The 26,341-nt window shown below is 67.2% G+C and carries 26 protein-coding genes, 1 tRNA gene and 1 pseudogene; 14 read left to right on the top strand and 14 right to left on the bottom strand.

Annotated elements, in window-relative coordinates:
• The first annotated feature begins 11 nt into the window (after window positions 1–11).
• Together cheD and E8D38_RS24590 are read left to right on the top strand one after the other, a co-directional pair.
• Window positions 12–692: a chemoreceptor glutamine deamidase CheD gene (gene cheD / locus E8D38_RS24595; RefSeq protein WP_246099640.1), complete on the top strand. Its 681-nt coding sequence runs from the start codon at window positions 12–14 to the stop codon at window positions 690–692.
• 42 nt (window positions 693–734) lie between these two features.
• Window positions 735–1,823 carry a protein-glutamate methylesterase/protein-glutamine glutaminase gene (locus tag E8D38_RS24590; RefSeq protein ID WP_140636669.1) on the top strand — a complete coding sequence of 363 codons (1,089 nt, stop codon included), beginning with the start codon at window positions 735–737 and terminating at the stop codon, window positions 1,821–1,823.
• A 19-nt stretch (window positions 1,824–1,842) separates the two neighbouring features.
• Here the strand turns inward: E8D38_RS24590 and E8D38_RS24585 are convergent, their stop codons facing one another.
• Window positions 1,843–2,139, bottom strand: coding sequence for a hypothetical protein (locus tag E8D38_RS24585; RefSeq protein ID WP_140636667.1), 297 nt, complete (start codon window positions 2,137–2,139; stop codon window positions 1,843–1,845).
• A gap of 86 nt (window positions 2,140–2,225) precedes the next feature.
• Here E8D38_RS24585 and E8D38_RS24580 point away from each other — a divergent pair, with 86 nt between their 5' ends.
• Entirely contained in the window at window positions 2,226–3,155 is a 930-nt protein-coding gene (locus E8D38_RS24580) for a LysR substrate-binding domain-containing protein (RefSeq protein ID WP_140636665.1), read from the top strand.
• Window positions 3,156–3,164: 9 nt separating this feature from the next.
• Here E8D38_RS24580 and hemW read toward each other — a convergent pair whose 3' ends face one another.
• From hemW to E8D38_RS24555, 5 genes are read right to left on the bottom strand one after another with little or no spacing between them, the layout of a single operon-like run.
• Window positions 3,165–4,355: a radical SAM family heme chaperone HemW gene (hemW, locus tag E8D38_RS24575; RefSeq protein WP_140636663.1), complete on the bottom strand. Its 1,191-nt coding sequence runs from the start codon at window positions 4,353–4,355 to the stop codon at window positions 3,165–3,167.
• Window positions 4,356–4,365: 10 nt separating this feature from the next.
• On the bottom strand, window positions 4,366–4,992 hold the full coding sequence (gene rdgB / locus E8D38_RS24570; protein WP_140636661.1) for an RdgB/HAM1 family non-canonical purine NTP pyrophosphatase: 627 nt from the start codon (window positions 4,990–4,992) through the stop codon (window positions 4,366–4,368).
• Complete coding sequence (gene rph, locus E8D38_RS24565) at window positions 4,989–5,720, bottom strand: ribonuclease PH (RefSeq protein WP_140636659.1); 732 nt, start codon at window positions 5,718–5,720, stop codon at window positions 4,989–4,991. Before rph ends, rdgB begins: the two co-directional genes overlap by 4 nt.
• A gap of 21 nt (window positions 5,721–5,741) precedes the next feature.
• Window positions 5,742–6,677, bottom strand: a complete 936-nt coding sequence (locus E8D38_RS24560) for a PP2C family protein-serine/threonine phosphatase (protein ID WP_140636657.1) — start codon at window positions 6,675–6,677, stop codon at window positions 5,742–5,744.
• Window positions 6,678–6,702: 25 nt separating this feature from the next.
• A complete protein-coding gene (locus tag E8D38_RS24555) occupies window positions 6,703–7,671 on the bottom strand; it encodes a serine/threonine protein kinase (protein WP_140636655.1) in 969 nt (322 codons plus the stop codon).
• A 43-nt stretch (window positions 7,672–7,714) separates the two neighbouring features.
• On the opposite strand from E8D38_RS24555, the gene E8D38_RS24550 reads away from it, so the two are divergent.
• The 5 genes from E8D38_RS24550 (at window position 7,715) to E8D38_RS24530 (ending at window position 14,299) form a co-directional block, all read left to right on the top strand.
• Window positions 7,715–8,611, top strand: coding sequence for a YicC/YloC family endoribonuclease (locus E8D38_RS24550; RefSeq protein ID WP_425462817.1), 897 nt, complete (start codon window positions 7,715–7,717; stop codon window positions 8,609–8,611).
• Window positions 8,612–8,720: 109 nt separating this feature from the next.
• Window positions 8,721–10,982: an NADP-dependent malic enzyme gene (locus tag E8D38_RS24545; protein ID WP_246099639.1), complete on the top strand. Its 2,262-nt coding sequence runs from the start codon at window positions 8,721–8,723 to the stop codon at window positions 10,980–10,982.
• 40 nt (window positions 10,983–11,022) lie between these two features.
• Window positions 11,023–11,643: a guanylate kinase gene (gene gmk / locus E8D38_RS24540; RefSeq protein ID WP_140636653.1), complete on the top strand. Its 621-nt coding sequence runs from the start codon at window positions 11,023–11,025 to the stop codon at window positions 11,641–11,643.
• A 23-nt stretch (window positions 11,644–11,666) separates the two neighbouring features.
• A complete protein-coding gene (gene rpoZ, locus E8D38_RS24535) occupies window positions 11,667–11,870 on the top strand; it encodes a DNA-directed RNA polymerase subunit omega (RefSeq protein ID WP_140636651.1) in 204 nt (67 codons plus the stop codon).
• 128 nt (window positions 11,871–11,998) lie between these two features.
• Entirely contained in the window at window positions 11,999–14,299 is a 2,301-nt protein-coding gene (locus tag E8D38_RS24530; protein ID WP_140636649.1) for a RelA/SpoT family protein, read from the top strand.
• 7 nt (window positions 14,300–14,306) lie between these two features.
• Here the strand turns inward: E8D38_RS24530 and greB are convergent, their stop codons facing one another.
• Window positions 14,307–14,873, bottom strand: coding sequence for a transcription elongation factor GreB (gene greB / locus E8D38_RS24525; protein WP_140636647.1), 567 nt, complete (start codon window positions 14,871–14,873; stop codon window positions 14,307–14,309).
• 80 nt (window positions 14,874–14,953) lie between these two features.
• Here greB and E8D38_RS24520 point away from each other — a divergent pair, with 80 nt between their 5' ends.
• Window positions 14,954–17,866: a valine--tRNA ligase gene (locus E8D38_RS24520; protein WP_140636645.1), complete on the top strand. Its 2,913-nt coding sequence runs from the start codon at window positions 14,954–14,956 to the stop codon at window positions 17,864–17,866.
• Here E8D38_RS24520 and E8D38_RS24515 read toward each other — a convergent pair.
• On the bottom strand, window positions 17,817–18,860 hold the full coding sequence (locus tag E8D38_RS24515) for an NAD(P)-dependent oxidoreductase (RefSeq protein ID WP_246099638.1): 1,044 nt from the start codon (window positions 18,858–18,860) through the stop codon (window positions 17,817–17,819). The two genes, E8D38_RS24520 and E8D38_RS24515, sit on opposite strands and share 50 nt — an antisense overlap.
• A 91-nt stretch (window positions 18,861–18,951) precedes the next feature.
• On the opposite strand from E8D38_RS24515, the gene galU reads away from it, so the two are divergent.
• Entirely contained in the window at window positions 18,952–19,818 is an 867-nt protein-coding gene (galU, locus tag E8D38_RS24510; protein WP_140636643.1) for a UTP--glucose-1-phosphate uridylyltransferase GalU, read from the top strand.
• 39 nt (window positions 19,819–19,857) lie between these two features.
• Here galU and E8D38_RS24505 read toward each other — a convergent pair whose 3' ends face one another.
• The 3 genes from E8D38_RS24505 to cysM are packed head-to-tail and all read right to left on the bottom strand — an operon-like array spanning window position 19,858 to window position 21,586.
• Entirely contained in the window at window positions 19,858–20,085 is a 228-nt protein-coding gene (locus E8D38_RS24505) for a sulfurtransferase TusA family protein (RefSeq protein ID WP_140636637.1), read from the bottom strand.
• 17 nt (window positions 20,086–20,102) lie between these two features.
• The gene (locus E8D38_RS24500) at window positions 20,103–20,663 is read right to left on the bottom strand and encodes an NUDIX hydrolase (RefSeq protein WP_140636635.1); all 561 of its coding nucleotides are present in this window, start codon (window positions 20,661–20,663) and stop codon (window positions 20,103–20,105) included.
• Between the two features lie 17 nt (window positions 20,664–20,680).
• Complete coding sequence (gene cysM, locus E8D38_RS24495; RefSeq protein WP_140636633.1) at window positions 20,681–21,586, bottom strand: cysteine synthase CysM; 906 nt, start codon at window positions 21,584–21,586, stop codon at window positions 20,681–20,683.
• 91 nt (window positions 21,587–21,677) lie between these two features.
• Between cysM and E8D38_RS24490 the strand changes: the two genes are divergently transcribed.
• Window positions 21,678–21,762 (top strand) — tRNA-Leu (locus E8D38_RS24490).
• Window positions 21,763–21,935: 173 nt separating this feature from the next.
• Window positions 21,936–23,141 (top strand): tyrosine-type recombinase/integrase, encoded by a 1,206-nt coding sequence (locus tag E8D38_RS24485; RefSeq protein ID WP_140636631.1) that lies wholly within the window; start codon window positions 21,936–21,938, stop codon window positions 23,139–23,141.
• A gap of 63 nt (window positions 23,142–23,204) precedes the next feature.
• Here E8D38_RS24485 and E8D38_RS24480 read toward each other — a convergent pair whose 3' ends face one another.
• From E8D38_RS24480 to E8D38_RS24470, 3 genes and pseudogenes are all read right to left on the bottom strand, one after another.
• Entirely contained in the window at window positions 23,205–23,942 is a 738-nt protein-coding gene (locus E8D38_RS24480) for a hypothetical protein (RefSeq protein WP_140636629.1), read from the bottom strand.
• A gap of 46 nt (window positions 23,943–23,988) precedes the next feature.
• Window positions 23,989–24,330 (bottom strand): TA system antitoxin ParD family protein, encoded by a 342-nt coding sequence (locus E8D38_RS24475; protein WP_140636616.1) that lies wholly within the window; start codon window positions 24,328–24,330, stop codon window positions 23,989–23,991.
• 38 nt (window positions 24,331–24,368) lie between these two features.
• Window positions 24,369–25,311: pseudogene (locus E8D38_RS24470) on the bottom strand (SOS response-associated peptidase family protein).
• A 104-nt stretch (window positions 25,312–25,415) separates the two neighbouring features.
• Between E8D38_RS24470 and E8D38_RS24465 the strand changes: the two are divergent.
• A complete protein-coding gene (locus E8D38_RS24465; RefSeq protein WP_140636614.1) occupies window positions 25,416–25,625 on the top strand; it encodes a hypothetical protein in 210 nt (69 codons plus the stop codon).
• Window positions 25,626–25,804: 179 nt separating this feature from the next.
• Entirely contained in the window at window positions 25,805–26,200 is a 396-nt protein-coding gene (locus E8D38_RS24460; protein ID WP_140636612.1) for a hypothetical protein, read from the top strand.
• Window positions 26,201–26,341: the final 141 nt, after the last annotated feature.

Raw genomic sequence — 26,341 nt, 5'->3', positions numbered from 1 at the left:
GCCACATCACCATGCTTGCCACCTCCTCATCGACCCGTACCGCGGCCTCGCAGCTGCCGGGCCTGCGCCCGGCGCTTTCGCGCATCGACGAACTGAAGGCCCAGCCGCGCAAGCCCGGCGAGGCATCGTTCTTCTTCTACGAGGCGCACTTCAAGGCCGACGCGGTGAAGGTGCTGCCCGGCGAATACTTCGTGCACCACGAAGACATCCTGATCATGACCACGCTGGGCTCGTGCATCGCCGCCTGCCTGTGGGACCGCGAGCGCCGCATCGGCGGCATGAACCACTTCATGCTGCCCGAGGGCGCCGCCGGCGCCGACTCCGGCCGCTACGGCTCGTACGCGATGGAACTGCTCATCAACGAGCTCATGAAGAAGGGCGCCTCGCGCCTGACGCTGGAAGCCAAGGTGTTCGGCGGCGGCGCGGTGATCAGCGGCATGAACAGCATCAACGTGGGCGAGCGCAACACCGAGTTCGTGCTCGACTACCTGAAGACCGAGCGCATCCCGGTGGTGAGCAAGGACGTGATGGACGTCTACCCGCGCAAGGTCTGCTTCTTCCCGGCGAGCGGCAAGGCCATGGTGAAGCGCCTGGCCCCCGCGAACACCGACGCGCTGGTGGCGCAGGACCGTGCCGCCGCGCAGCGCGCCGTGCCGGCCAGCACCGGCGGCGGCTCGATCGATCTTTTCTGAACGCCGGACGCACCGCGAAGAACACAAGGAACAGGAGACCTCATGTCAAGAACACGCGTGGTGGTGGTGGACGACTCGGCGCTGGTGCGCAGCCTGCTGACCGAGATCATCAACCGCCAGCCGGACATGGAATGCATCGGCGCGGCCAGCGACCCGTTCGTGGCGCGCGAGATGATCCGCAACCTCAACCCCGACGTGATCACGCTGGACGTGGAGATGCCGCGCATGGACGGCATCGACTTCCTGTCGAAGCTGATGCGCCTGCGGCCCATGCCGGTGGTGATGGTGTCGACGCTGACCGAGCGCGGCGCCGACGTGACGCTGCGCGCGCTGGAGCTGGGCGCGGTGGACTTCGTCGCCAAGCCCAAGGTGGGCATCGCCGACGGCCTGCGCCTGCTGGGCCAGGACATCACCGACAAGGTCCGCATCGCCGCCAAGGCGCAGGTGCGCAAGCTGGCCGCCGCGCCGGCCGCCCCCGCCGCGCCCGGCGCGGCCAAGCCGGCCGCGCCGGTGGCGTCGCTCGGGCGGCTGTCCACCGAGAAGATCCTGTTCATCGGCGCCTCCACCGGCGGCACCGAGGCCACCAAGGAAGTGCTGCGCCAGCTGCCGCCGGACTTCCCGGCGGTGGTGATCACGCAGCACATGCCGCCCGGCTTCACCAAGAGCTATTCGGCCCGGCTCGACGGGCTGTGCCGCATCCGGGTGAAGGAAGCGACCGACGGCGAACGGGTGCTGCCCGGCCATGCCTACATCGCCCCGGGCGGACAGCACCTGAGCGTGGAGCGTTCGGGCGCCAACTACATCGCCCGCGTGCAGGTGGGCGAGCCGGTCAACCGGCACATGCCCAGCGTCGAGGTGCTGTTCAAGTCGGCGGCCCGCGTGGTCGGGCCCAACGCGCTGGCAGTCATGCTGACCGGCATGGGCGCCGACGGCGCCAAGGCGATGCGCGAGATGCGCGACGCCGGCGCCTACTGCGTGGCTCAGGACGAGGCCAGCTGCGTGGTGTTCGGCATGCCGCGCGAAGCCATCGCCGCGGGCGCCACGCATGAGGTGCTGCCGCTCGTCGACATCGCACCGCACCTGATCGAGCGGCTGCGCACCACCGCAGGCCCCTCGCTCAACCGCGTTTGAACACGGCGGTGCCGCTGCTTCACCAGCGGTCGCCCATCGGGCGATGCTCCAGCCCGAGTCTGGCTTCCTGCAGCCGCTGAAGCTGCGCCTCGCGGCGCGATTGCGCATAGGCCTGGAGCCAGTCGGGGGCGCCGATGTCGCGCAGCATCGCCTCGTTGAGTTCGGCCGCCACCTCGATATCGCGCGCTTCGCGGCGCTGCCGCGCGCGTTCGCGCCACCAGGCTTTCAGCGCCCGCCAGCGGTCGGCCAGGCGTTGCGAAAGCGGCCTTACCAGCGGGACGGGACGAGGCAGCACGGGTGTCGAGCAGTGGTTCATGTTGATTCCCGGTCGGTGAATGCTGGTAAGCGTAGTTGCCCAGCCTCCGGCGCGGAATCGATAAGTTCTGGCCTGGTTGGTAAGTTATGCTTACCAGCATGGCCCGTTCACCCCGCCTCCCCTTGCAGACCCTGGCCGCCTTCCGGGCGGCGGCGCGGCTGCAGAACCTGCGGGCCGCGGCAGAGGAGCTCAACCTCACCCACAGCGCGGTCAGCCAGCAGATCCGCGTGCTCGAAGAGCAGCTCGGCTTTCCGCTGTTTCGCCGGCACGGGCGCCGCATCATGCTCAGCCCGGCGGGCCAGTCTCTGCTCGAAGGCGTGGAGCATGCGATGGCGCATCTCGACGATGCGGTGCTGCGCGCGATGGCCGCCCACGGCAGCCTCGAGCTCACGCTGCGGCTGACCACCCTGCCCTCGTTCGCTCAGCGGTGGCTGATGCCTCGGATGGGCCGCTGGCGCGAGCGCCATCCGGACATCGCGATCGACCTCCACACCTCGGCTCAGGTGGTCGACCTGCATCGCGAAGGCTTCCATGCCGCCATCCGGCAGGGCCACGGCCCCTGGGCCGGGCTCGACAACGAGCCGCTGGCCGACTCGCCCTTCGTGGTGGTGGGCACGCCGGCCACCGGGCTGCGCCTGCGCGACGCGCCCGAATCGGCACTCGCCGACGAACCGCTGCTGGGCGACGTGGACTGGTGGCAGCAGTGGTTCTTTGCCGGCGGCATCCGCAAGCGCATCGTGCCGGTGGCCGCCTTCAACGACGCCGGCCTGATGCTGCAGGCGGCCGAGCAGGGGTTGGGCATTGCGCTGGCGCGCGAACTGCTGGCCGCCGACGCGCTGGCCGAGCGGCGTCTGGTGAAGCTGTCACAGCGGGCCATCACGGTGGAAGGCGCAGCCGGCTACCACATCGCCTTCCCGCCAGGGCTCAAGGCCTGGCCGCCGCTGGCGGCCCTGCGCGAATGGCTGTTCGAGGAGATGGAGCGCTCGCGCCGCACGATGGGCGGCGGGGCAGCTTGAGGCTCGTCGTCAGGAACGCGGCAGGAACAGCGACTGCAGGTCGCTCAGGAAGTCGAAGCCGCGTTCGGTGGGCCACGCATGCTGCAGGTCGCGCGCGAGCAGGCCCTTGGCTTCGGCTTCGCCGAGCGCCCGCTGGATGGCCATGACGGGCAGGCCGGTGCGTTCGGAGAAGCGCGCCAGCTCGAAGCCCTCTTTCAGCCGCAGGGCATTGAGCATGTATTCGAACGGCAGGTCGGCCGCCGCCACCTCGTGCTCGTTCGACACCGCTTCGCCGGCCAGCGCCTTGTGCATGTAGGCCGCCGGCTCGCGCCAGCGCACCTGCCGCACGATGCGGTGCGCGAAGCTGAGCTTCGAATGCGCTCCTGCGCCGATGCCGAGGTAGTCGCCGAAATGCCAGTAGTTGAGGTTGTGCAGGCAGCGGTGGCCGGGCCTCGCATAAGCCGAGATCTCATAGCGCGCCAGCCCCGCTGCCGCGGTGCGCTCGGTGATGCGGTCGAGCATCTCGAACGCGGTGTCGTCGTCGGGCACCTGCGGCGGGTGCTTGGCGAACATCGTGTTCGGCTCGATGGTGAGGTGGTAGACCGACAGGTGCGGCGGCTCGAATGCGAGTGCCTGGGCGAGGTCGGCCTCGAGCTCGTCGACGCTCTGGCCCGGCAGCGCGTACATCAGGTCGAGGTTGAAGGTCTCGAACGAGGCCTTCGCCTCCTCGACGGCGGCGATGGCCTGCGCGCGGTCGTGCACCCGCCCGAGCGCTTTGAGCTTGGCGTCGTTGAAGCTCTGCACTCCGATCGACAGGCGCGTCACGCCGGCCTGCCGGAAGGCGCGGAAGCGCTCGCGCTCGAAGGTGCCAGGGTTGGCCTCGAGCGTGATCTCGCAGCCGGGCTCCATCGGCAGGCGGGCCCGCACGTCGGCCAGCAGCTGCTCGATGCTGTCTGGCGAAAACAGGCTGGGCGTGCCGCCGCCGATGAACACCGACACGATGCGCCGGCCCCACACCTGCGGCAGCGCGGCTTCGAGGTCTGCGCGCAGCGCCTCGAGATAGCGGCCTTCGGGCGCCTGGCCGCCTTCGCGCCATTCATGCGAGTTGAAGTCGCAGTACGGGCACTTCTGCAGGCACCACGGCAGGTGGATGTAGAGCGCCAGCGGCGGCAGGCTGGCAAGCGACAGCGTGCCGGGGCGCCAGAGCGAAGCGACGGACATTCGCGCGGCCTCAGCGCCAGTGAGCCTGCATCAGCCGCAGCATCTCGGCCGCGGCCAGCGCCCGGTGGCTGTGGCTGTTTTTCGTGTCGGCATCGAGTTCGGCCACGGTGCGCCCCAGCGCCGGAATGAACATCAGCGGGTCGTAACCGAAACCGCCATCGCCGCGCAGGGCCTCGACGATCTCGCCCGGCCAGCGACCCACCGCCACGAGAGGCTCGGGGTCGTCGGCGCGGCGCACGGCCACCAGCGTGCTGACGAAGCGCGCGCTGCGGCGGTCAGCCCCTTGCAGGCGATCGAGCAGCAGCCGGTTGTTGGCGGCGTCCTGCTGCGCGCGGTGGCGCTCGCGGTCGGCTTCGGTGCGCTCGACCGGCGCGTAGTGCGCCGACTGAACGCCCGGCTCGCCGCCGAGTGCATCGACGCACAGCCCGGAGTCGTCGGCGATCGCCGCGCCGTTGCAGGCGCGGGCCGCATGACGCGCCTTCGCCAGCGCGTTCTCGATGAAGGTGATGTGCGGCTCGTCAGCCTCGGCAATGCCGAGCGCCCCCTGTGCCACCAGCTGATAGCCGGCCGGCTCGAACAGGGCCTGCAGCTCCTTGAGCTTCTTGGCGTTGTTGGAGGCGAGCACCAGGCGGGTCACTTGTGCTCCAGTGCAGCCTTCTGTGCGGCCACCAGCTGGCGGATGCCGGCATCGGCCAGTGCGAGCAGGCGGTCCATTTCGGCACGGGAGAACGGCACGCCTTCGGCGGTGCCCTGCACTTCGACGAAACCGCCGCTGCCGGTCATGACCACGTTCATGTCGGTGTCGCAATCGACGTCCTCGACGTATTCGAGGTCGAGCACCGGCGTGCCGCCGACGATGCCCACCGACACCGCGGCGACCGCATCGCGAAGCGGGCTGCCGGCGAGCTTGCCCTGCGCCATGAGCCAGCTCACCGCGTCGTGGGCGGCCACGTAGGCGCCGGTGATGGCCGCGGTGCGCGTGCCGCCGTCGGCCTGGATCACGTCGCAGTCGAGCTGGATGGTGCGCTCACCCAGGGCGGCGAGGTCGAACACCGCGCGCAGCGACCGCCCGATCAGGCGCTGGATCTCCTGGGTGCGGCCGCTCTGCTTGCCGCGCGCCGCCTCGCGGTCGCTGCGCGTGTGAGTCGAACGCGGCAGCATGCCGTATTCGGCGGTGACCCAGCCCTCGCCGCTGCCCTTCTTGTGCGGCGGCACCCTTTCTTCGACCGACGCGGTGCACAACACCTTGGTCTCGCCGAACTCGATGAGCACCGACCCTTCGGCATGCCTGGTATAGCGGCGCGTGATGGTGATGGGACGCAAAGCGTCCGCGGCACGGCCTCCCGTGCGCTGGAACGTGCTCATGGCACTCCTATGGTCTGAAGGTCAGGATTGTTTTTTCTGGCCGGCGTTCTTGGAGGAAGAACGCTGGATGGCCTCGTTGATCTCGCGGATGGACCGCTCGATCTCGGCCTCGTCGAGCTCGTCCGGCTCGGCGCTGCCGCTGCCCACGCTGGCCTGGATGGTCGAGGCAAACACCTCCTCACCCAGCGACTGCGTGGAAATGCCCTTGGCGGAATCGAAGTCTTCGGCGGCTTCCCACTCGACCGCGAGCACCGTCACGTTGTCGCTCTTGGGCCCGCCGTTGCGCAACGCCTGCTCCACCAGTTCGGGCACGGAGTTGGAGATCGGGTTGGCGGCCACCTGCTGGGTGATGACCTCGTCGCTCACGCTGCCCCACAGGCCATCGGAACACAACAGCAGGCGGTCGTTTTCCTGGAGGATCAGCGGGCCGACGGTGTCGACCACCGGCTTGCCCGGGCTGCCCAGGCAAGTGAACAGCACGTTGCGGTTGAAGCGTTCGCCGATGGGCACCACCTGCGCCAGCGTTTCCTGCAGCTCCGAATAGGAGTGGTCACGCGTGCGGGCGATCAGCTTGTCGCCGCGAACCAGGTACAGGCGCGAGTCGCCGCAATGGGCCCAGTAGGCCGAGTTGCCCTGCAGCACACAGGCCACGATGGTGGTGCGGGGCGTGTCGATCAGCGCCTTTTCGGTGGCGTAGCGGATCAGCTGGTGGTGGCCGGCGATGATGGCGTCGTGCAGGAACCGCATCGGGTCCTTCAGCACCGGCTTGGCATCGCGCTGGAACAGCGCCGCCAGTGTTTGCAGGGCGATCTGGGAGGCCACCTCGCCTTCGGGGTGCCCGCCCATGCCGTCGGCCAGTGCAAACAGCCCCGAATCCCGCGTGTAGCAATAGCCCATGCGGTCTTCGTTCTTCTCACGACCGCCCTTGCGGCTGACTTGGTAGACGGAGAACCTCATGGCTTGCTTTCAGCGGAACTTGGACTCAGGCTTTTGCGCCCGTCTTGAGGTTCTCGAGTTGCAGTTTCAGCCGTTCGCTGAAACTGAGTTTGGTATAGCGCCGCTCGGTCTCGCGCGCCAGTTCTTTTTGCAGCGCGAACACGCTTTGCGGTCGCGACAGCGGATCGAGCGACATGCACCACTCGGTGACTTCGATCAGGTTGTCGGAGTAGACATTGCGCAGCCGCGACAGCGACAGACCGAGACGGTCTTTCTCGATGCGCTGCGGCGCGTCGTTGGGCGGGTAGCCCTGCATGCAGGCGTAGATGCAGGCGCCGATCGCGTAGATGTCGGTCCAGGGACCCAGGGTACCGTCACGGCGGTACATCTCCGGCGCGGCAAAGCCGGGGGTGTACATCGGGCGGATGAAGTTGCCTTCCTTGGACAGCACTTCGCGCGCCGCGCCGAAGTCGAGCAGCACCGCCTTGTTGTCGTTGGTGATGAAGATGTTCGCCGGCTTGATGTCCAGGTGCAGCATCTTGTGCTGGTGCACGATGCGCAAGCCGCGCAGAATCTCGTCGAACAGGCTGCGGATGGTCGACTCGCGGAACACCTTGTCACGCTTCAGGTCGCGAGCGGTCACGATGAAGTCCTGCAGGGTGTCGCCCTGCAGGTAGTTCATCACCATGTAGACGGTTTCGTTCTCGCGGAAGAAGTTCAGCACCGACACGACGCTCGGGTGCGAAATCTGCGCGAGCGAGCGGCCTTCCTCGAAGAAGCTTTTGAGGCCCAGGCGGTACAGCGGCTGCTTTTCAGGCTTGACACGGGGCGTCAGTTCGCCGGGCGCACGCTCCGCCAGCGACGAAGGCAGGTACTCCTTCAGCGCGATGAGCCGGCGTTCGGAGTCTTCGGCGAGATAGACAACACCAAAGCCACCGGCTGCCAGCTTTTTGATGATCTGGTAACCCCCGACCACCGTGCCTGCAGGCAACGGGGCAGGTTTAGGCTTTGACATAATCGAATTTTGCAATGCGATAAGCTCGATGGCAGTTTACAGCATGACCGGCTACGCAAGCGTGGCCAGCACCCCTGGAGAAATCGCTGACGGCGAGCGCGCTTCAAGCGCTAGCGTGACAGTCGAGTTTCGCTCGGTCAACAGTCGTTTTCTCGACTTGGGATTTCGGTTGCCGGATGAATTCCGTGCACTCGAGCCCGCTTTCCGTGAATTGATCACGGCTGCCTTCAGGCGCGGCAAGATCGAACTGCGACTCACGCCGCGCAGCGACACCGAAAGTGCCTGGCCCCAGCCGCAACCTGAGCAGCTCAACACCCTGGCCCGGCTCGAAAGCACGGTGCAGGGCTGGCTTCCCAAGGCCGCCCCGCTGTCGGTGCACGAAGCCTTGCAGTGGTGCCGGGGCGCCGCGCCCGCGCTGCGGCTGGACGATGCGGCGCTCGACGCGGCCCGGCGGGGCATCGAAGCCCTGCGCGAGGCGCGCGCCCGCGAAGGCGAGCGCCTGGTGGGCATCCTCAACGAACGCATCGTGCGACTGCGCGAGCTGGCGACCCAGGCGGCGCCGCTGTTGCCGCAGGTCGTGGCCAAACAGCAACAGCGTTTCCTCGAACGATGGAAGGAAGCGCTCGAAAACGCCGGGGCAGGCGCCAGCGTGCCGGCCGAGGCTCTGCAGGAACGCGCGCTCAATGAAGCGGCCGCCTACGCCATCCGCATCGACGTGGCAGAAGAGCTGTCCAGGCTGAACGCGCACCTGGACGAGATCTCCCGCCTCCTCAAGACGGGTGGCGAAGTCGGCAAGCGGCTTGACTTCCTGATCCAGGAACTGCACCGCGAAGCCAACACGCTGGGCTCCAAGTCGGCCGCGCTGGAGCTGACGCAGATCTCGGTCGAGATGAAGGTCGCGATCGAGCAGATGCGCGAGCAGGTGCAGAACATCGAATAGCAGCGCGGGTGGGCGGCAATCGCCCATCGGAATACGTGCAAGCCGCAGTGGCGGCTTGCAGAGTGCGGCGTATGGTTGACCTCCCCTCAGCGACCCTCGGGAGACAACCGTGGCCAACCTCAAAGAAAGCGCGCTCGAATACCACCGGCACCCCACCGCAGGCAAGATCTCGGTCATGCCCACCAAGCCGATGGCCACGCAGCGCGATCTGGCGCTTGCCTACTCGCCGGGTGTGGCGGAGGCGTGCCTGGCCATCGTCGAAGACCCCCGCGAGGCGGGCAACCTGACGGCTCGCAGCAACCTGGTCGCGGTGGTCACCAACGGCACCGCGGTGCTGGGCCTGGGCAACATCGGCCCCCTCGCCGGCAAGCCGGTGATGGAAGGCAAGGGATGCCTGTTCAAGAAGTTCGCCGGCATCGACGTGTTCGACATCGAGCTGGCTGAAAACGACCCCGATGCGCTGATCGACACCATCGCGCGCATGGAGCCCACCTTCGGCGGCATCAACCTTGAGGACATCAAGGCGCCCGAATGCTTCTACATCGAGCAGAAGCTGCGCGAGCGCATGAAGATCCCGGTCTTCCACGACGACCAGCACGGCACCGCGATCGTGGCGGCCGCGGCGCTGCTCAATGCGCTGCAGCACGTGAAGAAGGACATCGCCCAGGTGAAGCTCGTCGCCTCGGGAGCAGGCGCTGCCGCGCTCGCCTGCCTCGATCTCGCGGTGAGCCTGGGCCTCAGGCGGGAGAACGTGACCATCTGCGATGGCAAGGGCGTCGTCTACGTCGGTCGTGAAAACGTCGACGCCAGCAAGGCCCGCTTCGCTCGAGAGACCGACGCACGCACGCTGGGCGATGCGATGCCGGGAGCAGATGTGTTCCTGGGCCTGTCGGCCGCGGGGGTGCTCAAGCCCGAGATGGTGAAGACCATGGCGCGCGACCCGATCATCCTGGCGATGGCCAATCCGACGCCGGAAGTCATGCCGGAGGAAGCGCTCGCCGTGCGGCCGGACGCCATCATCGGCACCGGCCGTTCGGACTACCCGAACCAGGTGAACAACGTGCTGTGCTTCCCGTTCATCTTCCGGGGTGCGCTCGACGTGGGAGCAACCACCATCAACGAGGCGATGAAACTCGCGGCCGTGCGGGCCATCGCCGAACTGGCCCATGCCGAGATTCCCGAGGTGGTGGCACAGGCCTACGGCGCGGCCGGGCTGCGCTTCGGGGCTCACTACCTGATCCCCAAGCCTTTCGATCCGCGCCTCATCGAGGTGGTGGCGCCGGCCGTGGCCAAGGCCGCAATGGACAGCGGCGTGGCCACCCGCCCGATCGACGACCTGGCCGCCTACCGCGAGAAGCTGAGCCAGTTCGTCTACCAGTCGGGCAGCAGCATGCAGCCGCTGTTCGCGGCGGCCAAGCGCTCGCCCAAGACGGTGGCCTATGCCGAAGGCGAGGACGAGCGCGTGCTGCGGGCCGCGCAGGTGGTGGTGGACGAAGGCATCGCCCGGCCTCTGCTGGTGGGCCGGCCGGAGGTGATCGCCGAACGCATCGAGCAGTTCGGACTGCGTCTGAAGCCCGGCACGAACTGCGAATGCATCGACCTGGCCGACCCGAACGTCTACCACGACCCAGCCGAGGCCTACTACCAGATGAAGCGCCGTGACGGCGTCTCGCAGGCGTTCGCCCGCACCGAGATGCGCAGCCGCGCGACGCTGTTCGCCGCGATGATGGTGCATCGCGGCGAGGCGCAAGCCATGCTGTGCGGCACCTTCGGCCGCTACCTCGACCACCTGGCCTACGTGCGCGACGTGATCGGCCTGCGCCCGGGCACCAACACGCTGGCGGCGATGCAGATGCTGATCCTGCCCGGCCGGCAGCTGTTCATCTGCGACACCCACGTGAACCGCGACCCATCCGCCGAGCAGGTGGCCGACATCGCGCTGCTGGCGGCCGCCGAGGTGCGTCGCTTCGGCATCACCCCCAGCGTGGCGCTGCTGTCGCACTCCAATTTCGGCAGCTCCGACGCGCCCGGTGCGCTGAAGATGCGCCAGGCGCTGGCCATCGTGCGCCGGCTCGACCCCACGCTGTCGGTGGAAGGCGAGATGCAGGGGGACGCGGCGCTGTCCAAGCCCATCCTCGACCGCGAGTTTCCGGAGTCGGGGCTCACCAGCGAGGCCAACGTGCTGGTCATGCCGAACATCGACGCGGCCAACATCTCCTACAACCTCCTGCGAGTGACGGCCGGCGGCGGCATCACGGTAGGCGGCATCCTGCTGGGCGCGGCCAGCCCGGTGCACATCCTGACGCCGGCGTCCACCGTGCGCCGCATCGTCAACATGACCGCGCTGGCCGTGGCAGGCGCCACGAATTGACGGGGCTGCCGGCGAGCCCTGCATAGTAGGATCGCTGGCGATGGAATACCCGGGCAATCTCTTCGTGGTCGCCGCCCCCAGCGGGGCGGGCAAGTCGAGCCTCGTGAAGGCGCTGCTGGAACTCGACGCCAAGCTCATGGTGTCCATTTCGCATACCACCCGCGCGCCGCGTGGCCAGGAGCAGCACGGCCGCGAATACTGGTTCATCGGCGAGCCCGAGTTCCGGCAGATGGTCTCCACCGGCGCGTTTTTCGAGTGGGCCGAGGTGCACGGCAACCTGTACGGCACCTCGCGCAAGGCCATCGAGGAGCGCATGGCGGCCGGCGAAGACGTCGTGCTCGAGATCGACTGGCAGGGTGCGCTGCAGATCAAGAAGCTGTTCCCGAACGCAGTGCTGATCTTCATCCTGCCCCCCAGCTATGAGGAGCTGCGCCAGCGCCTGCGCCGGCGCGGCGAGGACCAACCCGATGTGATCGAGCAGCGCATGGTCAATGCTCGCGAGGAGGTCGCCCAGGCGCGCCACTTCGACTACATCGTGGTCAACGCGCTGTTCGAGACCGCGCTTTTCGACCTGAAAGCCATCGTCCACGCGCAGAGGCTAAAATACGCGGCTCAGCGCCGCAGCAAGCCTAGCGTGTTTGGCGCCCTCGATCTCACCTGATCTGCCCTTCTGGAGCCCAGCCCATGGCCCGCATCACCGTCGAAGACTGCCTGCAAAGGATCCCCAACCGCTTCCAGCTGGTGCTGGCGGCCACCTACCGCGCTCGCATGCTGAGCCAGGGCCATGCGCCGAAGGTCGAAACCAAGAACAAGCCCGGCGTGACCGCCCTGCGCGAGATCGCCGAGGGCCATGTCGGCGTCGAGATGCTGCGCAAGGTGCCGATCTGAGCCGGCCCAGCGTCCTTCAGGATCACGAAACGGCCCGCCAAAGCGGGCCGTTTCTCATGGTGCCGGGGCAAACGCCGTCATGTGACGCCTCAATGACGCACTGCGGCGATCCGCTATAAAGTGGCCGGATGACCCCGCCGCGCGCCGACACCGCCGTTGCCCGCAAGAAGCCCGCCGCCACGCCGGCGGTGGCGCACATGCAGGCTGAAGACGCCGCAGCAGCCTCGTTCGCCGCGCTGACCCACAAGCTCGACTACCTCGAGGACGCCGAAATCAAGCGGGTCCGCGAGGCCTACAAGTTCGCCGACGAAGCCCACCTGGGCCAGTTCCGCGCCAGCGGCGAGCCCTACATCACCCACCCCATCGCGGTGGCCGGACTGTGCGCCGACTGGAAGCTGGACGTGCAAGCCATCATGGCCGCGCTGATGCACGACGCGATGGAGGACTGCGGCATCACCAAGACCGAGCTGATCGAGCGCTTCGGCGCGCCGACAGCCGACCTGGTCGACGGCCTCACGAAACTGGACAAGCTGCAGTTCTCGACCCGAGAGGAGTCGCAGGCAGAGTCGTTCCGCAAGATGCTGCTGGCGATGGCGCGCGACGTGCGCGTCATCCTGATCAAGCTGGCCGACCGCCTGCACAACATGCGCACCATGGGCGCCATGGCGGCGAACAAGCGCACCCGAATCGCCCGCGAGACGCTGGAGATCTACGCCCCCATTGCGCATCGCCTGGGCCTGAACCAGACCTACCGTGAGCTGCAGGAGCTGTCGTTCCAGTACCTCAAGCCCTGGCGCCATCGCGCTCTGGCCAAGGCGATCCGGGCCGCCCGTGGCAACCGGCGCGACCTGGTGGACCGCATCCAGCACGACGTCGAAAGAGCCTTCAAGGAGGCTCGCCTCGTGGTGGAGGTCTACGGCCGCGAGAAGACGCTGTATTCGATCTACCACAAGATGCGCGAGAAGCACCTCACCTTTGCCCAGGTGAGCGACATCTTCGGCTTCCGCGTCGTGGTTTCCAGCCTGCCGGAGTGCTATCTCGCCCTCGGCGTCCTGCACCAGCTCTACAAGCCCGTGCCGGGCCGGTTCAAGGACTACATCGCCATTCCCAAGGCCAACGGCTACCAGTCGCTGCACACCACGCTGGTCAGCCCGCTGGGCACCGCGGTGGAATTCCAGATCCGGACCGAGCTGATGCACGCGGTGGCCGAAAAAGGCATCGCGGCCCACTGGCTCTACAAGGCCAGCGAATCCGGCCTGTCACACGCCAGCGCCCACGAAGCCCAGCGCCTGGGCACGATGTGGCTGCAGTCGCTGCTCGACATCCAGGACGAAACCCGCGACGCGGCCGAGTTCCTGGAGCACGTGAAGATCGACCTGTTCCCCGACGCGGTCTACGTCTTCACGCCCAAGAGCAAGATCCTCGCGCTGCCGCGCGGCGCCACGCCGGTGGACTTCGCCTACGCCATCCACTCCGACGTGGGCGATCACTGCGTGGCGGCCAAGGTCAACGGTGAGCCGGTGGCGCTGCGCACCGAGCTGCGCTCGGGCGACGTGATCGAGGTGATCACCGCGCCGAGTTCGCGTCCCAATCCGGCCTGGCTCAACTTCGTGCGCACCGGCCGCGCACGCTCGAAGATCCGCCACTATCTCAAGAACATGGAAGCCGAGGAGTCGCTCGAACTCGGCGAAAAGCTGCTGGCCCAGGCGCTGCGTGCCGAAGGACTCACCCTGCCCACCGGCGACGAGCTCGGTCAGGACGGGGGCTCGCCAGAAGACGCGGCGCTGTGGCAGACGCTCATCCGCTGGAGCGGCAACCGGACCCGCCGGGAGCTGATGATCGACATCGGCCTGGGCAAGAAGATCGCCACCATCGTGGCCAAGCGGCTGGCCCAGATGATGACCGACACCGGCGCCCGGCCGGACGCGCTCACGCTGACGATGGGCCGCTATGCCCACGACGACAACGCGCCCGCGCAGGGCGTGGTCACCATCGACGGCAGCGAAGGCGCCACCGTGCAGCTGGCCACCTGCTGCCGCCCCATCCCGGGCGACGGCATCGTGGGCTACCTGGGCCGCGGCGAAGGCCTCGTGGTGCACACCGGCGAATGCGGCGTCGGCAAGCGGCTGTTCGAGCGCGACAGCGAGCGATGGATCACCGTCGAATGGGCCGAGGAGCTGCACCGGCCCTTCGAGACCGCTGTGATGGTGCTGGTGAAAAACGGCAAGGGCGTGCTGGCCCAGGTGGCTCAGGCGGTGAGCCAGGCCGAGGCCGACATCACCCACATCGACATGGGCGACGAAAAGGCCGGCGCCATTGCCGAGCTGCGCCTGCTGCTGTCGGTGCGCGACCGGCTGCACCTAGCCGACGTGCTGCGCACGCTCAAGCGTTCGCAGGCGGTGCTGCGCGCCTCCCGCGTGAAGCCCTGACCCGCCGTCACCCCTTGGCCGGCGCCGGGTAGCGCACCTCCAGCACTTCCAGCGTCTGCAGGCCGCCGGGGGTCATGAGCTGCACTTCGTCGCCCTCCCGAGCCTTCAGCAGCGCACGTGCCACCGGCGACACCCAGCTCACCTCGCCTTGCAGGTTGTCGGCCTCGTCGATGCCCTTGATGGTGATGGTGCGCTCCTCACCGTCTGCATTGGCGTACGTCACCGTGGCGCCGAAGAAGATCTGGTCGCTGCCGTGGTGGGCCGACGGGTCGGCCACCTCGGCGATGTCGAGCCGCTTGGTGAGGAAGCGGATGCGCCGGTCGATCTCGCGCAGGCGCTTCTTGCCGTAGAGGTAGTCGCCGTTCTCGGAGCGGTCGCCGTTCTTGGCCGCCCATGACACCACCTCGACGATCCGGGGCCGTTCCTCGTCGATGAGCTGCAGCAGCTCGGCGCGCAGGCGCTGGTAGCCCTGCGGGGTCATGTAGTTCTTGCTGCCCGAGGGCAGCGCCGGCAGCGAGAGGTCGTCGTCCTCGTCGTCGCCGCCTTCCGGTTCCTTGGTGAAAGCCTTGTTCATCGCGCCTGCGTCTGTGGGGTGGAGACCCTATCACGACCTAAAATCCCTCCTCCTTTCGAACGCCCTTCCCCGCTGCCCCCATGAGCACCGAACTCGCCAAGTCATTCGAGCCCGCCCCCATCGAAGCGAAGTGGGGCCCGCAGTGGGAGCAAAGCGGTGTCTACGAGCCCACGGTCGACGCGTCCCGGCCGTCGTTCTGCATCCAGCTGCCGCCGCCCAACGTGACCGGCACGCTGCACATGGGCCATGCGTTCAACCAGACCATCATGGACTCGTTGACCCGCTACCACCGCATGCGCGGCTTCAACACCCTGTGGGTGCCGGGCACCGACCATGCCGGCATTGCCACCCAGATCGTGGTGGAGCGGCAGCTGCAGGAAAAGGGGCAGAGCCGCCACGACCTCGGTCGCAAGAACTTCGTCGCCCGCGTGTGGGAATGGAAGGAACAGAGCGGCTCCACCATCACCCAGCAGATGCGCCGCATGGGCGACTCGGTGAGCTGGCGCCATGAGTACTTCACGATGGACGCCAAGCTGTCGAAGGTGGTGACCGAAACCTTCGTGCAGCTGTACGAGCAGGGCCTCATCTACCGCGGCAAGCGGCTGGTGAACTGGGACCCGGTGCTGAAGTCCGCCGTTTCCGACCTCGAGGTGACGAGCGAGGAGGAAGAAGGCCACCTGTGGCACATCCGCTACCCGCTGGCTGATGGCGCCGGCGAAGTGGTGGTGGCGACCACCCGCCCCGAAACCATGCTGGGCGACGTGGCGGTGATGGTCCACCCGGAGGACGAGCGCTACCAGGCACTCATCGGCCGGCAGGTGAAGCTGCCGCTGTGCGACCGCAGCATCCCGGTGATCGCCGACGAGTATGTCGACCGCGCGTTCGGCACCGGCGTGGTGAAGGTGACACCCGCGCACGACACCAACGACTATGCGGTTGGTCAGCGCCACGGCCTGCCGATGATCAGCGTGCTCACCCTCGAGGCGAAGATCAACGACAACGCCCCCGAGCGCTACCGCGGCCTCGACCGCTTCGATGCCCGCAAGTCGGTCGTGGCGGACCTGCAGGAGCAAGGCTTCCTCGTCGAGGTGAAGAAGCACAAGCTCATGGTGCCGCGCTGCGAGCGCACCGGCCAGGTGATCGAGCCCATGCTCACCGACCAGTGGTTCGTGGCGATGAGCCGGCCGGGGCCGGACGGCAAGACCATCGCCCAGAAGGCCATCGAGGTGGTCGAGGACGGCTCGGTGAAGTTCGTGCCCGAGCAGTGGGTCAACACCTACAACCAGTGGATGAAGAACATCCAGGACTGGTGCATTTCGCGCCAGCTGTGGTGGGGCCACCAGATCCCCGCCTGGTACGACGAGGAAGGCACGATCTACGTCGCACGCGACGAGGAAGAGGCTGCCGCCAAATGGCAGCGCGAGCTCGACAACCGCGTGGCCGCCGCGCAGGCCGCCAACGACGACACCCAGCTGCGCCTGCTGGCCAACCGCCGCGCCGCCGGCCCGCAGCTCACCCGCGACGAGGACGTCCTGGACACCTGGTATTCGTCGGCGCTCGTGCCCTTCTCCACGCTGGGCTGGCCCGAGAAGACCAAGGAGTTCGACCTCTTCCTGCCGTCCACGGTGCTGGTCACCGGCTACGACATCATCTTCTTCTGGGTGGCCCGGATGATCATGATGACGGTGCACTTCACCGGGCAGGTGCCCTTCCGCCATGTCTACATCCATGGCCTGGTGCGCGACGCACACGGCCAGAAGATGAGCAAGTCCGAAGGCAACGTGCTCGACCCGGTGGACCTGATCGACGGCATTGCGCTGGAGCCGCTGCTGGCCAAGCGAACCACGGGCCTGCGCCGGCCCGAGACGGCGCCCAAGGTGCGCGAAGCCACGAAGAAGGAATTCGCCGACGGCATTCCCGGCTATGGCGCCGACGCGCTGCGCTTCACCTTCGCCGCGCTGGCCAGCCTGGGCCGCAGCATCAACTTCGACAGCAAGCGCTGCGAGGGCTACCGCAACTTCTGCAACAAGCTCTGGAACGCCACGCGCTTCGTCCTGATGAACACCGAGGGCCAGGACTGCGGCCTCAAGGAGCACACCAAGGCGGAATGCGCGCCCGGCGGTGCCTTCCACGGCTACATGAGCTTCTCGTCAGCCGACCGCTGGATCACCAGCGAACTGCAACGCGTGACCGCTGCAGTGGAGCAGGGCTTTGCCGACTACCGCCTCGACCTCGTGGCCAACGCGATCTATTCGTTCGTGTGGGACGAATACTGCGACTGGTACCTCGAGATCGCGAAGGTGCAGATTGCCAACGGCGACGAAGCGCAAAAGCGCGCCACGCGCCGCACGCTGATCCGCACGCTGGAAACGGTGCTGCGGCTGCTGCACCCGATCGCCCCGTTCATCACTGCCGAACTCTGGGAAGCGGTGGCGCCGGTGGCGGGCCGCAAGCAAGCGGGCACTCAGGACTCCATCGTCACCGCGGCCTACCCGCAAGCGCAGCTCGACCGTGTCGACGACAAGGCCGACGCCCACGTGGCCGAGCTGAAGGCACTGGTGGGCGCGGTGCGCAACCTGCGCGGCGAAATGGGCCTTTCGCCTGCCGAACGTGTGCCGCTGTATGCGATCGGCGACGCAGCCTTCATGGAACAGGTGGCCCCGGTGCTCAAGGCGCTGGCCAAGCTCGCAGAGGTGAAGGTCTTCACCGACGAAGCCGCCTTTGCCGAAGCCACCAGGATGGCGCCGGTGGCCGTTTCGGGCAGCTCGCGCCTGGCGCTGCACGTGGAGATCGACGTGGCCGCCGAGCGCGAGCGCCTCGCCAAGGAAGAGCAGCGCCTGCAGGGCGAGATCACCAAGGCCAACGGCAAGCTGGGCAACGAGAGCTTCGTGGCCCGTGCACCGGCGGCGGTGGTGGAACAGGAGCGTCAGCGCCTGGCGGACTTCACCGCGACGCTCGCGAAAGTTCAAGACCAGCTGCGTCGTCTGGGCTGACCGCAGGCCCCAGGGCGCCGGGGCGGCTGGCGCGAAATTCCCGCACCGTCGCCGGCGTGAGCGTCAGGATCTCGTCGATGCGCCGCGCCACCGCCCATGCGCTGCGGATGCGGGCCTCCATGGTGTAGGCGGCCAGGCGCGGCGTGACCAGCAGGCTGGGGATGTCGTGCAGCGGACGACCGGGATCCTGGGCCCCGGGCTCCAGGCTGTCGAGCCAGGCGGCCGCCAGCCGCCCGCTCTTCAAGGCCGCCGCCAGCGCGGCTTCGTCGAACAGGGCGGCGTGCGCGATGCTCACGAGCACCTGGCCGGGTTTGCAGTAAGCCAGGTAACGTTCACCGAGCAGCGCCCGGTAGCGGCTGTAGTAGGCGAGCTGCACGCACACTGCATCGGCCGTCTCCAGCAGCTCGCGCAGCGCCAGCGGCTGCACCCTCCACCGCTGCCACTGGCTGTCTGAGGCGTGCAGCACGGGGTCGTAGCCGACCAGCCGTGTCCCGAAAGTGCCCAGCAAGGCGCTCATCGCCCGGGCCGGCGGCGACATGCCGATCAAGCCCACCGTCACTGCGCCGAGCTCGCGACCCGCCAGAAGGCCCTGAGGCGTCGGGCTGGGGCGCAACAGGGCCAGCAATGCACCAATGAGGAACTCGGCTTCGGCCTGAGCGGTGGCGGTCTGGCTGCGCACCACCTCCACCTGCGCCTTGGCGCAGACCTCGAGGTCGATGTTTTCCGCCCCGGCGCTCACCCGGCCGACGGCCCGCAACATGGGGGCGAACTGCAACGTCTGGGCATCCACCGCCACCTGCGGCGGCAGGATGGCCGCGCGCACGTTGAAAAGCGCCTGGCGGAACGCCCGCGGATCGCGGGCCAGCACCGGTTTGTAGTCCACCTGGTGCCGCGACTGCAGCCACTGCAGCACTTCGGCCTCGAGCGGTTCGACGATCAGCAGGTCCATCGTGGCGGTGTGGCCGTTCGCGGCTGGGAGGGGCAGGAACACCATTTGCCCACTCCCATCGGGGTGAAGCGAGCTGTCATGACCCCCATGACAGAATGACCTCGCCCCTTCTTGAATGGGCCATCATTGTAAGCAGATGTTAGTCAACAAAGCGATCTTCCCCGTTGCCGGTCTCGGCACCCGATTCCTCCCCGCCACCAAGGCGCAACCGAAGGAAATGCTGCCGGTGGTCGACAAGCCACTGATCCAATACGCCGTCGAGGAGGCGTATGCGGCCGGCATTCGCCAGATGATTTTCGTGAACGGCCGCAACAAGCGCGCCATTCCCGACCACTTCGACACCGCCTATGAGCTCGAAGCCGAACTCGAGGCAGCCAACAAGCACGACCTGCTCAAGCTGGTGCAGTCCATCAAGCCCGACGACATGGAGTGCATCTACATCCGCCAGCCCAAGGCCCTCGGCCTGGGCCATGCGGTGCTGTGCGCCCAGAGCGTGGTCGTCAACGAGCCCTTCGCCGTGCTGCTGGCAGACGACCTGATGGTGGGCGAGCCGCCGATCATGAAGCAGATGGTCGAGCAGTTCGAGGACTGGAAGGCATCGATCCTCGCCGTGCAGGAGGTGCCGGCCGAGCACACCCGGCGCTATGGCATCGTGGCCGGCGCGGCGGTGAACGACAAGCTGGTCGACGTGACCCACATGGTCGAGAAGCCGGCGCCGGAAGAAGCGCCGTCGCGGCTCGGCGTGGCCGGCCGCTACATCCTCACGCACGACGTCTTTGACGAGATCCGCCGCCAGCCGCGCGGCGTGGGCGGCGAGATCCAGCTCACCGACGGCATTGCCGGCCTGCTGCGCCGGCAGAAGGTGTTTGCGTATCGCTACGAAGGCAAGCGCTACGACTGCGGCAGCAAGGAAGGCTTCCTTCAGGCCAATGTCGAGCTCGCGCTGCAGCACCCGCAGCTGGGTGCGGGCTTCCGCGAGTACCTGAAGTCCCTGGAGCTCTGACGAGCCTGCCCGCCCCTCCCTGGCGGAGGGGCGCCGCCCTCAGCGGCGACGCAGCAGGTGGATGAACTCGTCGCCTACCGTCTGCTGTTCCAGCAGCTCGTTGCCCGTCTGCCGCGCGAAGGCCTGGAAGTCACGCGTCGAGCCGGGGTCGGTGGAAACCACCTTCAGCACCTGCCCGCTCTGCATGTCGGCCAGGGCCTTCTTGGCCTTGAGGATGGGCAGCGGGCAGTTGAGCCCGCGCGTGTCGAGTTCCCTGTTGAAGTCCATCGATCGGTCCTCGTCTGCTATTGGGCGGCCGATGGCGGCTTGGGAGGTGCCGGCCACTCGATCCACTGCGGTTCGACGCCGCGGCTCTTGAGCCACTGCGCCAGAGCGTATCCGGTGCCCGCCGGCCAGCACTTGACCTCCTGCGGCAGCAGCAGCCGGTACTCGGCCAGCTCCGGCGACAGCCTGATCTCGCCGTGGGCGCGCGCATGGTAGGCAATGATCACCTGGTTCATGCGCTGGAAGTCCCACACGCCCAGCAGCGACAAGGCCGACACCTGCAGCGAGGTTTCCTCGGCCACCTCGCGCCGGATCCCTTCTTCCGGCGTTTCGCCCGCTTCCATGAAGCCGGTGATGAGGCCGAAGCCCTTGTGGGCCCACGCGGCATTGCGCGCCAGCAGCACGCGGCCCTCTCTGTCCTCGCACTCAACCACCGCGGCGAGCACCGGCGTGGGGTTGTTCCAGTGCGTCCAGCCGCAGGCCGCGCATCGCAGGCGGGTCTTGTCGCCGCCATCTTCCGCCACGGTGATGGGCGCGAGCGCGGTGGCGCAGTTGGGGCAGAAGCGGTATTCGTAGCTCATGGGGCGGCCACGCGACTTCAGGCGGGGAACACGCCTGTGGACAGATAGCGATCACCGCGGTCGCAGACTACGAACACGATGGTCGCGTTTTCCACCTGCTGCGCGATCTGCAATGCCACCCAGCAGGCGCCCGCCGCCGAGATGCCGGCGAACAGCCCTTCCTCGCGGGCGAGGCGGCGTGCCATTTCCTCGGCGTCGGCCTGGCTCACATAGACGAGTTCGTCGACCGAAGCGGGGTCGTAGATCTTCGGCAGGTATGCCTCGGGCCACTTGCGGATGCCTGGGATGCGCGAGCCTTCGCTCGGCTGCGCGCCGACGATGCGCACCTTGGGGTTCTGCTCCTTCAGGTAGCGCGACACGCCGGTGATGGTGCCGGTGGTGCCCATGGCGCTCACGAAATGCGTGATGCGGCCTTCGGTGTCCTGCCAGAGCTCGGGCCCGGTGGTTTCGTAATGGATGCGCGGGTTGTCGGCGTTGGCGAACTGGTCGAGCACCAGGCCCTTGCCATCCTTCTGCATCTGCTCGGCCAGGTCTCGCGTGTACTCCATGCCGCCGGCCTTCGGCGTGAGGATGAGTTCGGCACCGAAGGCCTTCATCGTCTGGGCCCGCTCGATGGAGAGGTCCTCCGGCATGATGAGCAGCATGCGGTAACCGCGGATCGCCGCCGCCATTGCCAGCGCGATGCCGGTGTTGCCCGAGGTGGCCTCGATCAGCGTGTCGCCCGGCTTGATCTGCCCGCGCTCCTCGGCACGGCGGATCATGCTGATGGCGGGGCGGTCTTTCACCGAGCCTGCAGGGTTGTTGCCTTCTAGCTTGCCGAGGATCACGTTGCCGCGGCGCTGGTTGTCAGCGCCCGGCAGGCGCTGCAGTTGCACGAGGGGCGTCTTGCCGATGACGTCTTCGACTGTGAGGTACTTGGGCATGGGGTACGACTCTCCTGGCCGGCATTGTGGCAGGGCCGGCAAGGGCGCTCGGCACGCATGACATAATCCAGCCCCTTCCCCTCCGCACACCGCCTCGGTGGCGAAATTGGTAGACGCGCGGGACTCAAAATCCCGTTCCGCAAGGAGTGCCGGTTCGATTCCGGCCCGAGGCACCAGTGATAGATTTCGGGTCGTCCCACAAAGACCGCAGAACCCCCGCAAAGCCCCAAAATATGGGGCTTTTTTGTTGCCTGCCTTCCCATCACTTCCTTTGACAGCGCAGCTTGAGCGGGGGTATCTTTTGGCCGACATACCCCCAGTCGCCCGAAAAATACCCCCACTCCACCCCATGGCCCTGACCGACACTGCGTGCCGAAACGCCAAGGCGGTCGACAAGGCGTTCAAGCTCTCCGACTCGGCCGGCCTGTACCTTCTCGTGAATCCGAGCGGCGGCAAGCTGTGGCGCTTCAAGTACCGCTTCGCAGGCAAAGAAAAACTGCTGGCACTCGGCAGCTATCCTCAGATCGCGTTGAAGGACGCGCGCAAGCGGCGCGACAAGGCTCGCGAGCTGCTGGACGACAGCATCGATCCGAGCCAGCAGAAGAAGATCAGCAAGCTCACGCAGCAAGCAGCCGCCGCCCACTCGTTCAAGGCCGTGGCCGAGGCCTGGCATGCACGATGGGCGCCAAGCCGTGATGCGACCCACGCCGCCAAGGTGCGCCGCCGCCTTGAGGCTGACATCTACCCCGAGATCGGCACCCTGCCTGTGAGCGCAATCACGGCGCCGATGCTGCTGGCCGTGGCCAAGAAGGTCGAGGCGCGCGGGGCGCTCGACGTGGCAAAGCGCGTCTACCAGACCTGCGGCCAGGTGCTCCGCTACGCCTTGGCTCACGGACTCATAGAACGCAATCCCGCTGCAGACGTGAAGCCGGGCGACGCCCTGCGGCCGGCAAAGACCAAGAACTATGCGCGCCTCGAGCTCAAGGACGTACCCGAGCTCCTGCGAAGGATCGAGACCTATGACGGGTCCGTCTACACCCGCCTTGCCATCAAGCTGATGGCACTGACCTTCGTGCGCACCTCCGAGCTGATCGGCGCGCGGTGGGAAGAGTTCGACTTCGCCGCGGGCCAATGGCGCATCCCTGCCGAACGCATGAAGATGGACACGCCGCACATCGTCCCGCTGTCACGCCAAGCGGTGGCGGTGTTGCGCGAGCTCGAGAAAGTTCGCCTGGGCCGAGCCCTCTTGTTCCCCGGCGAGCGTGATCACGCCAAGCCAATGAGCAATAACACCATCCTGTACGCGCTGTATCGCATGGGCTATCACTCGCGCATGACGGGGCATGGGTTCCGAGGTCTAGCGTCAACCATCTTGCACGAACAGGGCTTCGAGCATGCCCACATCGAGCTGCAATTGGCGCATCAAGAGCGCGACGCCATCAGCGCCGCCTACAACTACGCGACCTACCTACCGCAGCGCAAAAAGATGATGCAGTGGTACGCCGATCGCCTCGATCAGCTCCTCACCAGCGCGGCAGCTCCCGGCGCCCGCTGAAACCGGAACACGTGCAAGCCGGGCAGTGGGGAACGTGCTGCGGGAGTCAGCCCGCGCCGACGTTCAACCAGGGTGGCGCTTGTCCAGCGCAGCCTTGATCTTGTCCAGCTGCGTCGCGTGCGCTGGCGCAATCCTTAGCAGGCCATCGATGTCGACAGCCGCCAGCACTTCGATGCCGTGGTCCTTCAGCAGCGCCTTGCCCGGCCGACTGTGGGCCAGGGTGTACAGGTCCTGCAACCTTTGGCCCAGTCGGCCTTTGACACCAGGCTCCTTCGAAGCGAGCCGCATCAGCGCGACCTCCGCCACCTTGATGGCCCACTGTGCCTGTGTCAGCACATGAGGCCCCTTGTCCTGCAGCAGGCCCGCAGCGTTCTGCACGCGGGACTCGAGCACGTCAAACGGATCCATCACCCGGATCGTCCGGCCTCGGCGCCACTCGACCTCCACGCTGTTCGCAAGCGCCCGGCGTGTGAATTCGGCTGACTTCTTCAGGCCGCTGACCGTATACAGCAGGTGCAGCACATCGACGTTGCGTTCCTGACCGTCGGCCGCGGGCAAGCGCAACTGCGCCACCAGAGACGTCCTGGCGGCCTTCGGCGGCTCCAGGCACCGGCTGCCCAGGGCTTGCGCGAGATCGCGCGCCTGAACGACATCACCCAGCAGGTCACCATCGTTGGAGACGACAGCGTCACCGACGTCGATCCCGAAGCGGTCCAGCCAGAACGCCAAGGCCTGTCCGCCGACCAGCACCATCTCCGGACCGACGTTCGACAGCACCCGATCGACGCTGGCCGCGTCCAAGGGCGCTTCATCGGGCGGCAGCTGGGGCCGCGTTGTCATCGGCTGCTCAGTACGGAGAGCGCGTCAACTTGGCACGCTTGGCCTTGCCGCCCGCGAACCAGCTCATCTGCGCAGTCGACGCCCGGCCATGAGCCACCGCTTCGATGTCACGCGCCTGCTGTGCACGCTTGAACGCCCACAGCGACTGCTCGGACGAAGCCTGGGCACCGCCCTCGCCGCCACGCAGCATCTCGATCACCTCCTGGACCGTCAGGCCGGCCGACTCGAGCACAGCCCCCAGCCGAGCCCAGTGCTCCACCTGCTGGGCCGCAGACCGCGACAGCACCAGCCCCTGTTCGCGGGCGCTCTCGAACAGCTCGGCGGTGATACGGACGGAATTCGACGACATGGTGATTGTGGCAGTTTGCTGCAGATTACCACACCCAGCTATGCCGCCAGCCGATGCTCGTAGTACGGCCGCTCCCGGTCGTCGAGGATGGCGTGCTGTGCCGCCAAGTTTGATGCCTGCGGCTGTAGCCAGTCATCCAGGTGCTCGGCCTTGATCGGGATGATGCAGCGGTCATGCCCCGCCGCCGCCACCTCGGGTGGCGGCTCGTCGGTGATCGCTGCAAACGACAGCAGCTCCTCCTGGCCATCGGGCGACACCCAGCGCGACCACAGACAGGCCACCAGCATGTCCTGCGCCGGCCGCGGCCGGAACTCCAGCACCACGTTGCCTTCCGGCCGGGCGACGTTCTCGTAGAAGGCATTGGCCACCATCACGCCGTGTGAGGTGCCGAACACCTCCTTCCAGAAGCCGCCTTCGAGGTTGTCGCGCCGCGCGTTGTAGGTGCCCGGGAACTTTGCTGTCGAAAAACGCTGGCTTGCCGGCCGGGCGGCACTGGTAGCGCATCGGCTTGACCACCCGGCGCCCGTCTTCCCACACCATCACCGGCGCATAGTGGCCCGGGAAGATGCGGGCGTCCTCGTCGGTGAGCTCCACCCGGCGCAGGTCCGACAGCCAGGTCTTGAGCTGGTCGACCTTGGCCGTCGAGATGCGCAGGTCCTCCTGCGCCTTCTTGGTGACCTTGCCGGAGTCCAGCACCCGCTGCGCATCGGCACGCCGCTTCACCTGCTTGAACAGCTCCTGCTCCAGCTTGGCGGCCCGCTCGGTCTTGTACTCGGCGATCGCCTGCTGGATCTGTCGCAGCTCGTCGCTGTCGGCCGGCGCGGCCTCGAAGGCGGCCTCCAGCGCCTTCGGCAGCTTGATCGAAGCCACCTCATGGCGGCGGTGCCAGAACGTGTCGACGAACTCCCGGATGCTGATCACCGCCCCAAAGAGCTTGGTGTACTTGCGGTAGTCGGCCCAGATCTGCGCGGAGTAGCACATGGGGGCACTCTAGAACCACCACCCCGTCCCGGCCAGCGAAGCAACCCACCTCCCCACCGGCGCCCGGAACGCCTATACTGTATGCCCATACAGCACTCAATCCCATGGGCGCCCCACTCTTCCCCGAAGTCCTGCAGCCGCAGGAAGCGTCGCTGCAGCAGCCCCTGCCCCTGGCCACCGAGGGCGTGCTGCGCTACGTGTGGGAAGGCCGCTTCGGATCGATGCTGATCGAGGTGGTCGACGGCGTTGCCTACGTCAACGGCGGCAAGGTCGAACCGAGCACCGGCGCCCCACCACCCCCAGGAGCCCGCTGATGGACCCTCGCCTGCCACTGCGCCAGCACTACCGCCCGGCACGCCGCCTCGTGCCCGGCTTCCTCTACAAGGTGTGGAGCTGGCTCTGAGCCTTTGCACCCCGCAGCAGCGGCTCCACGAAGCCGCTGTCCCCTTCTGGTTTGACCTAGCAGTACCGGCCGCCGATGAGAGGGTGGATCTTGAAGTTGCGCAAAGGCGGCACATTGCTGCCTCAGCACCGTGCGCCCGAGGATTGGCGCGAAGGGTTCGTGGAAAGCCGCAGCGAGTGGGCCGGTGAACGGCTGGTGCGCGTGCTCGAGTTCCGCAGGATCCACACCGCGGTGGTTGCACCACCGGACGAGGTGCTCTACGACTTTGCCGTCACCCGCTTCGGGCGCGAAGGGGTTGTGGTGCGCGGCATCGAGCGCCTGGAGCACCGGGGCATGGTCGCCGCCGTGCTGCAGGAATGGCGCCTCGACCTGCAGCGCGTCGTGCCGCCTGGCGGGCACTATGGTCCGCCCACCGGCGAAGTGCGGCCCTGGGTCAGCCCCGGCTCTGCGCAGGACCGGCGAGAACACGCGCACCCCGGTTCCTGAAATATTGCAGCTAGTGTTCTGTCGCAGAAATAACTTGCATTGATCTTGCATGTCCTCCGGTACATTGACGGCCGGAGAACGACGATGCACCTGCGTGAAGACGCGACGATCGAGTTGAGCCAAGAGCAGCGCACCGAATTG

Source organism: Methylibium rhizosphaerae (genome assembly GCF_006386545.1).
Lineage (GTDB): Bacteria > Pseudomonadota > Gammaproteobacteria > Burkholderiales > Burkholderiaceae_C > Pseudorivibacter > Pseudorivibacter rhizosphaerae.
This window is presented reverse-complemented; position numbering and strand designations above follow the sequence as displayed.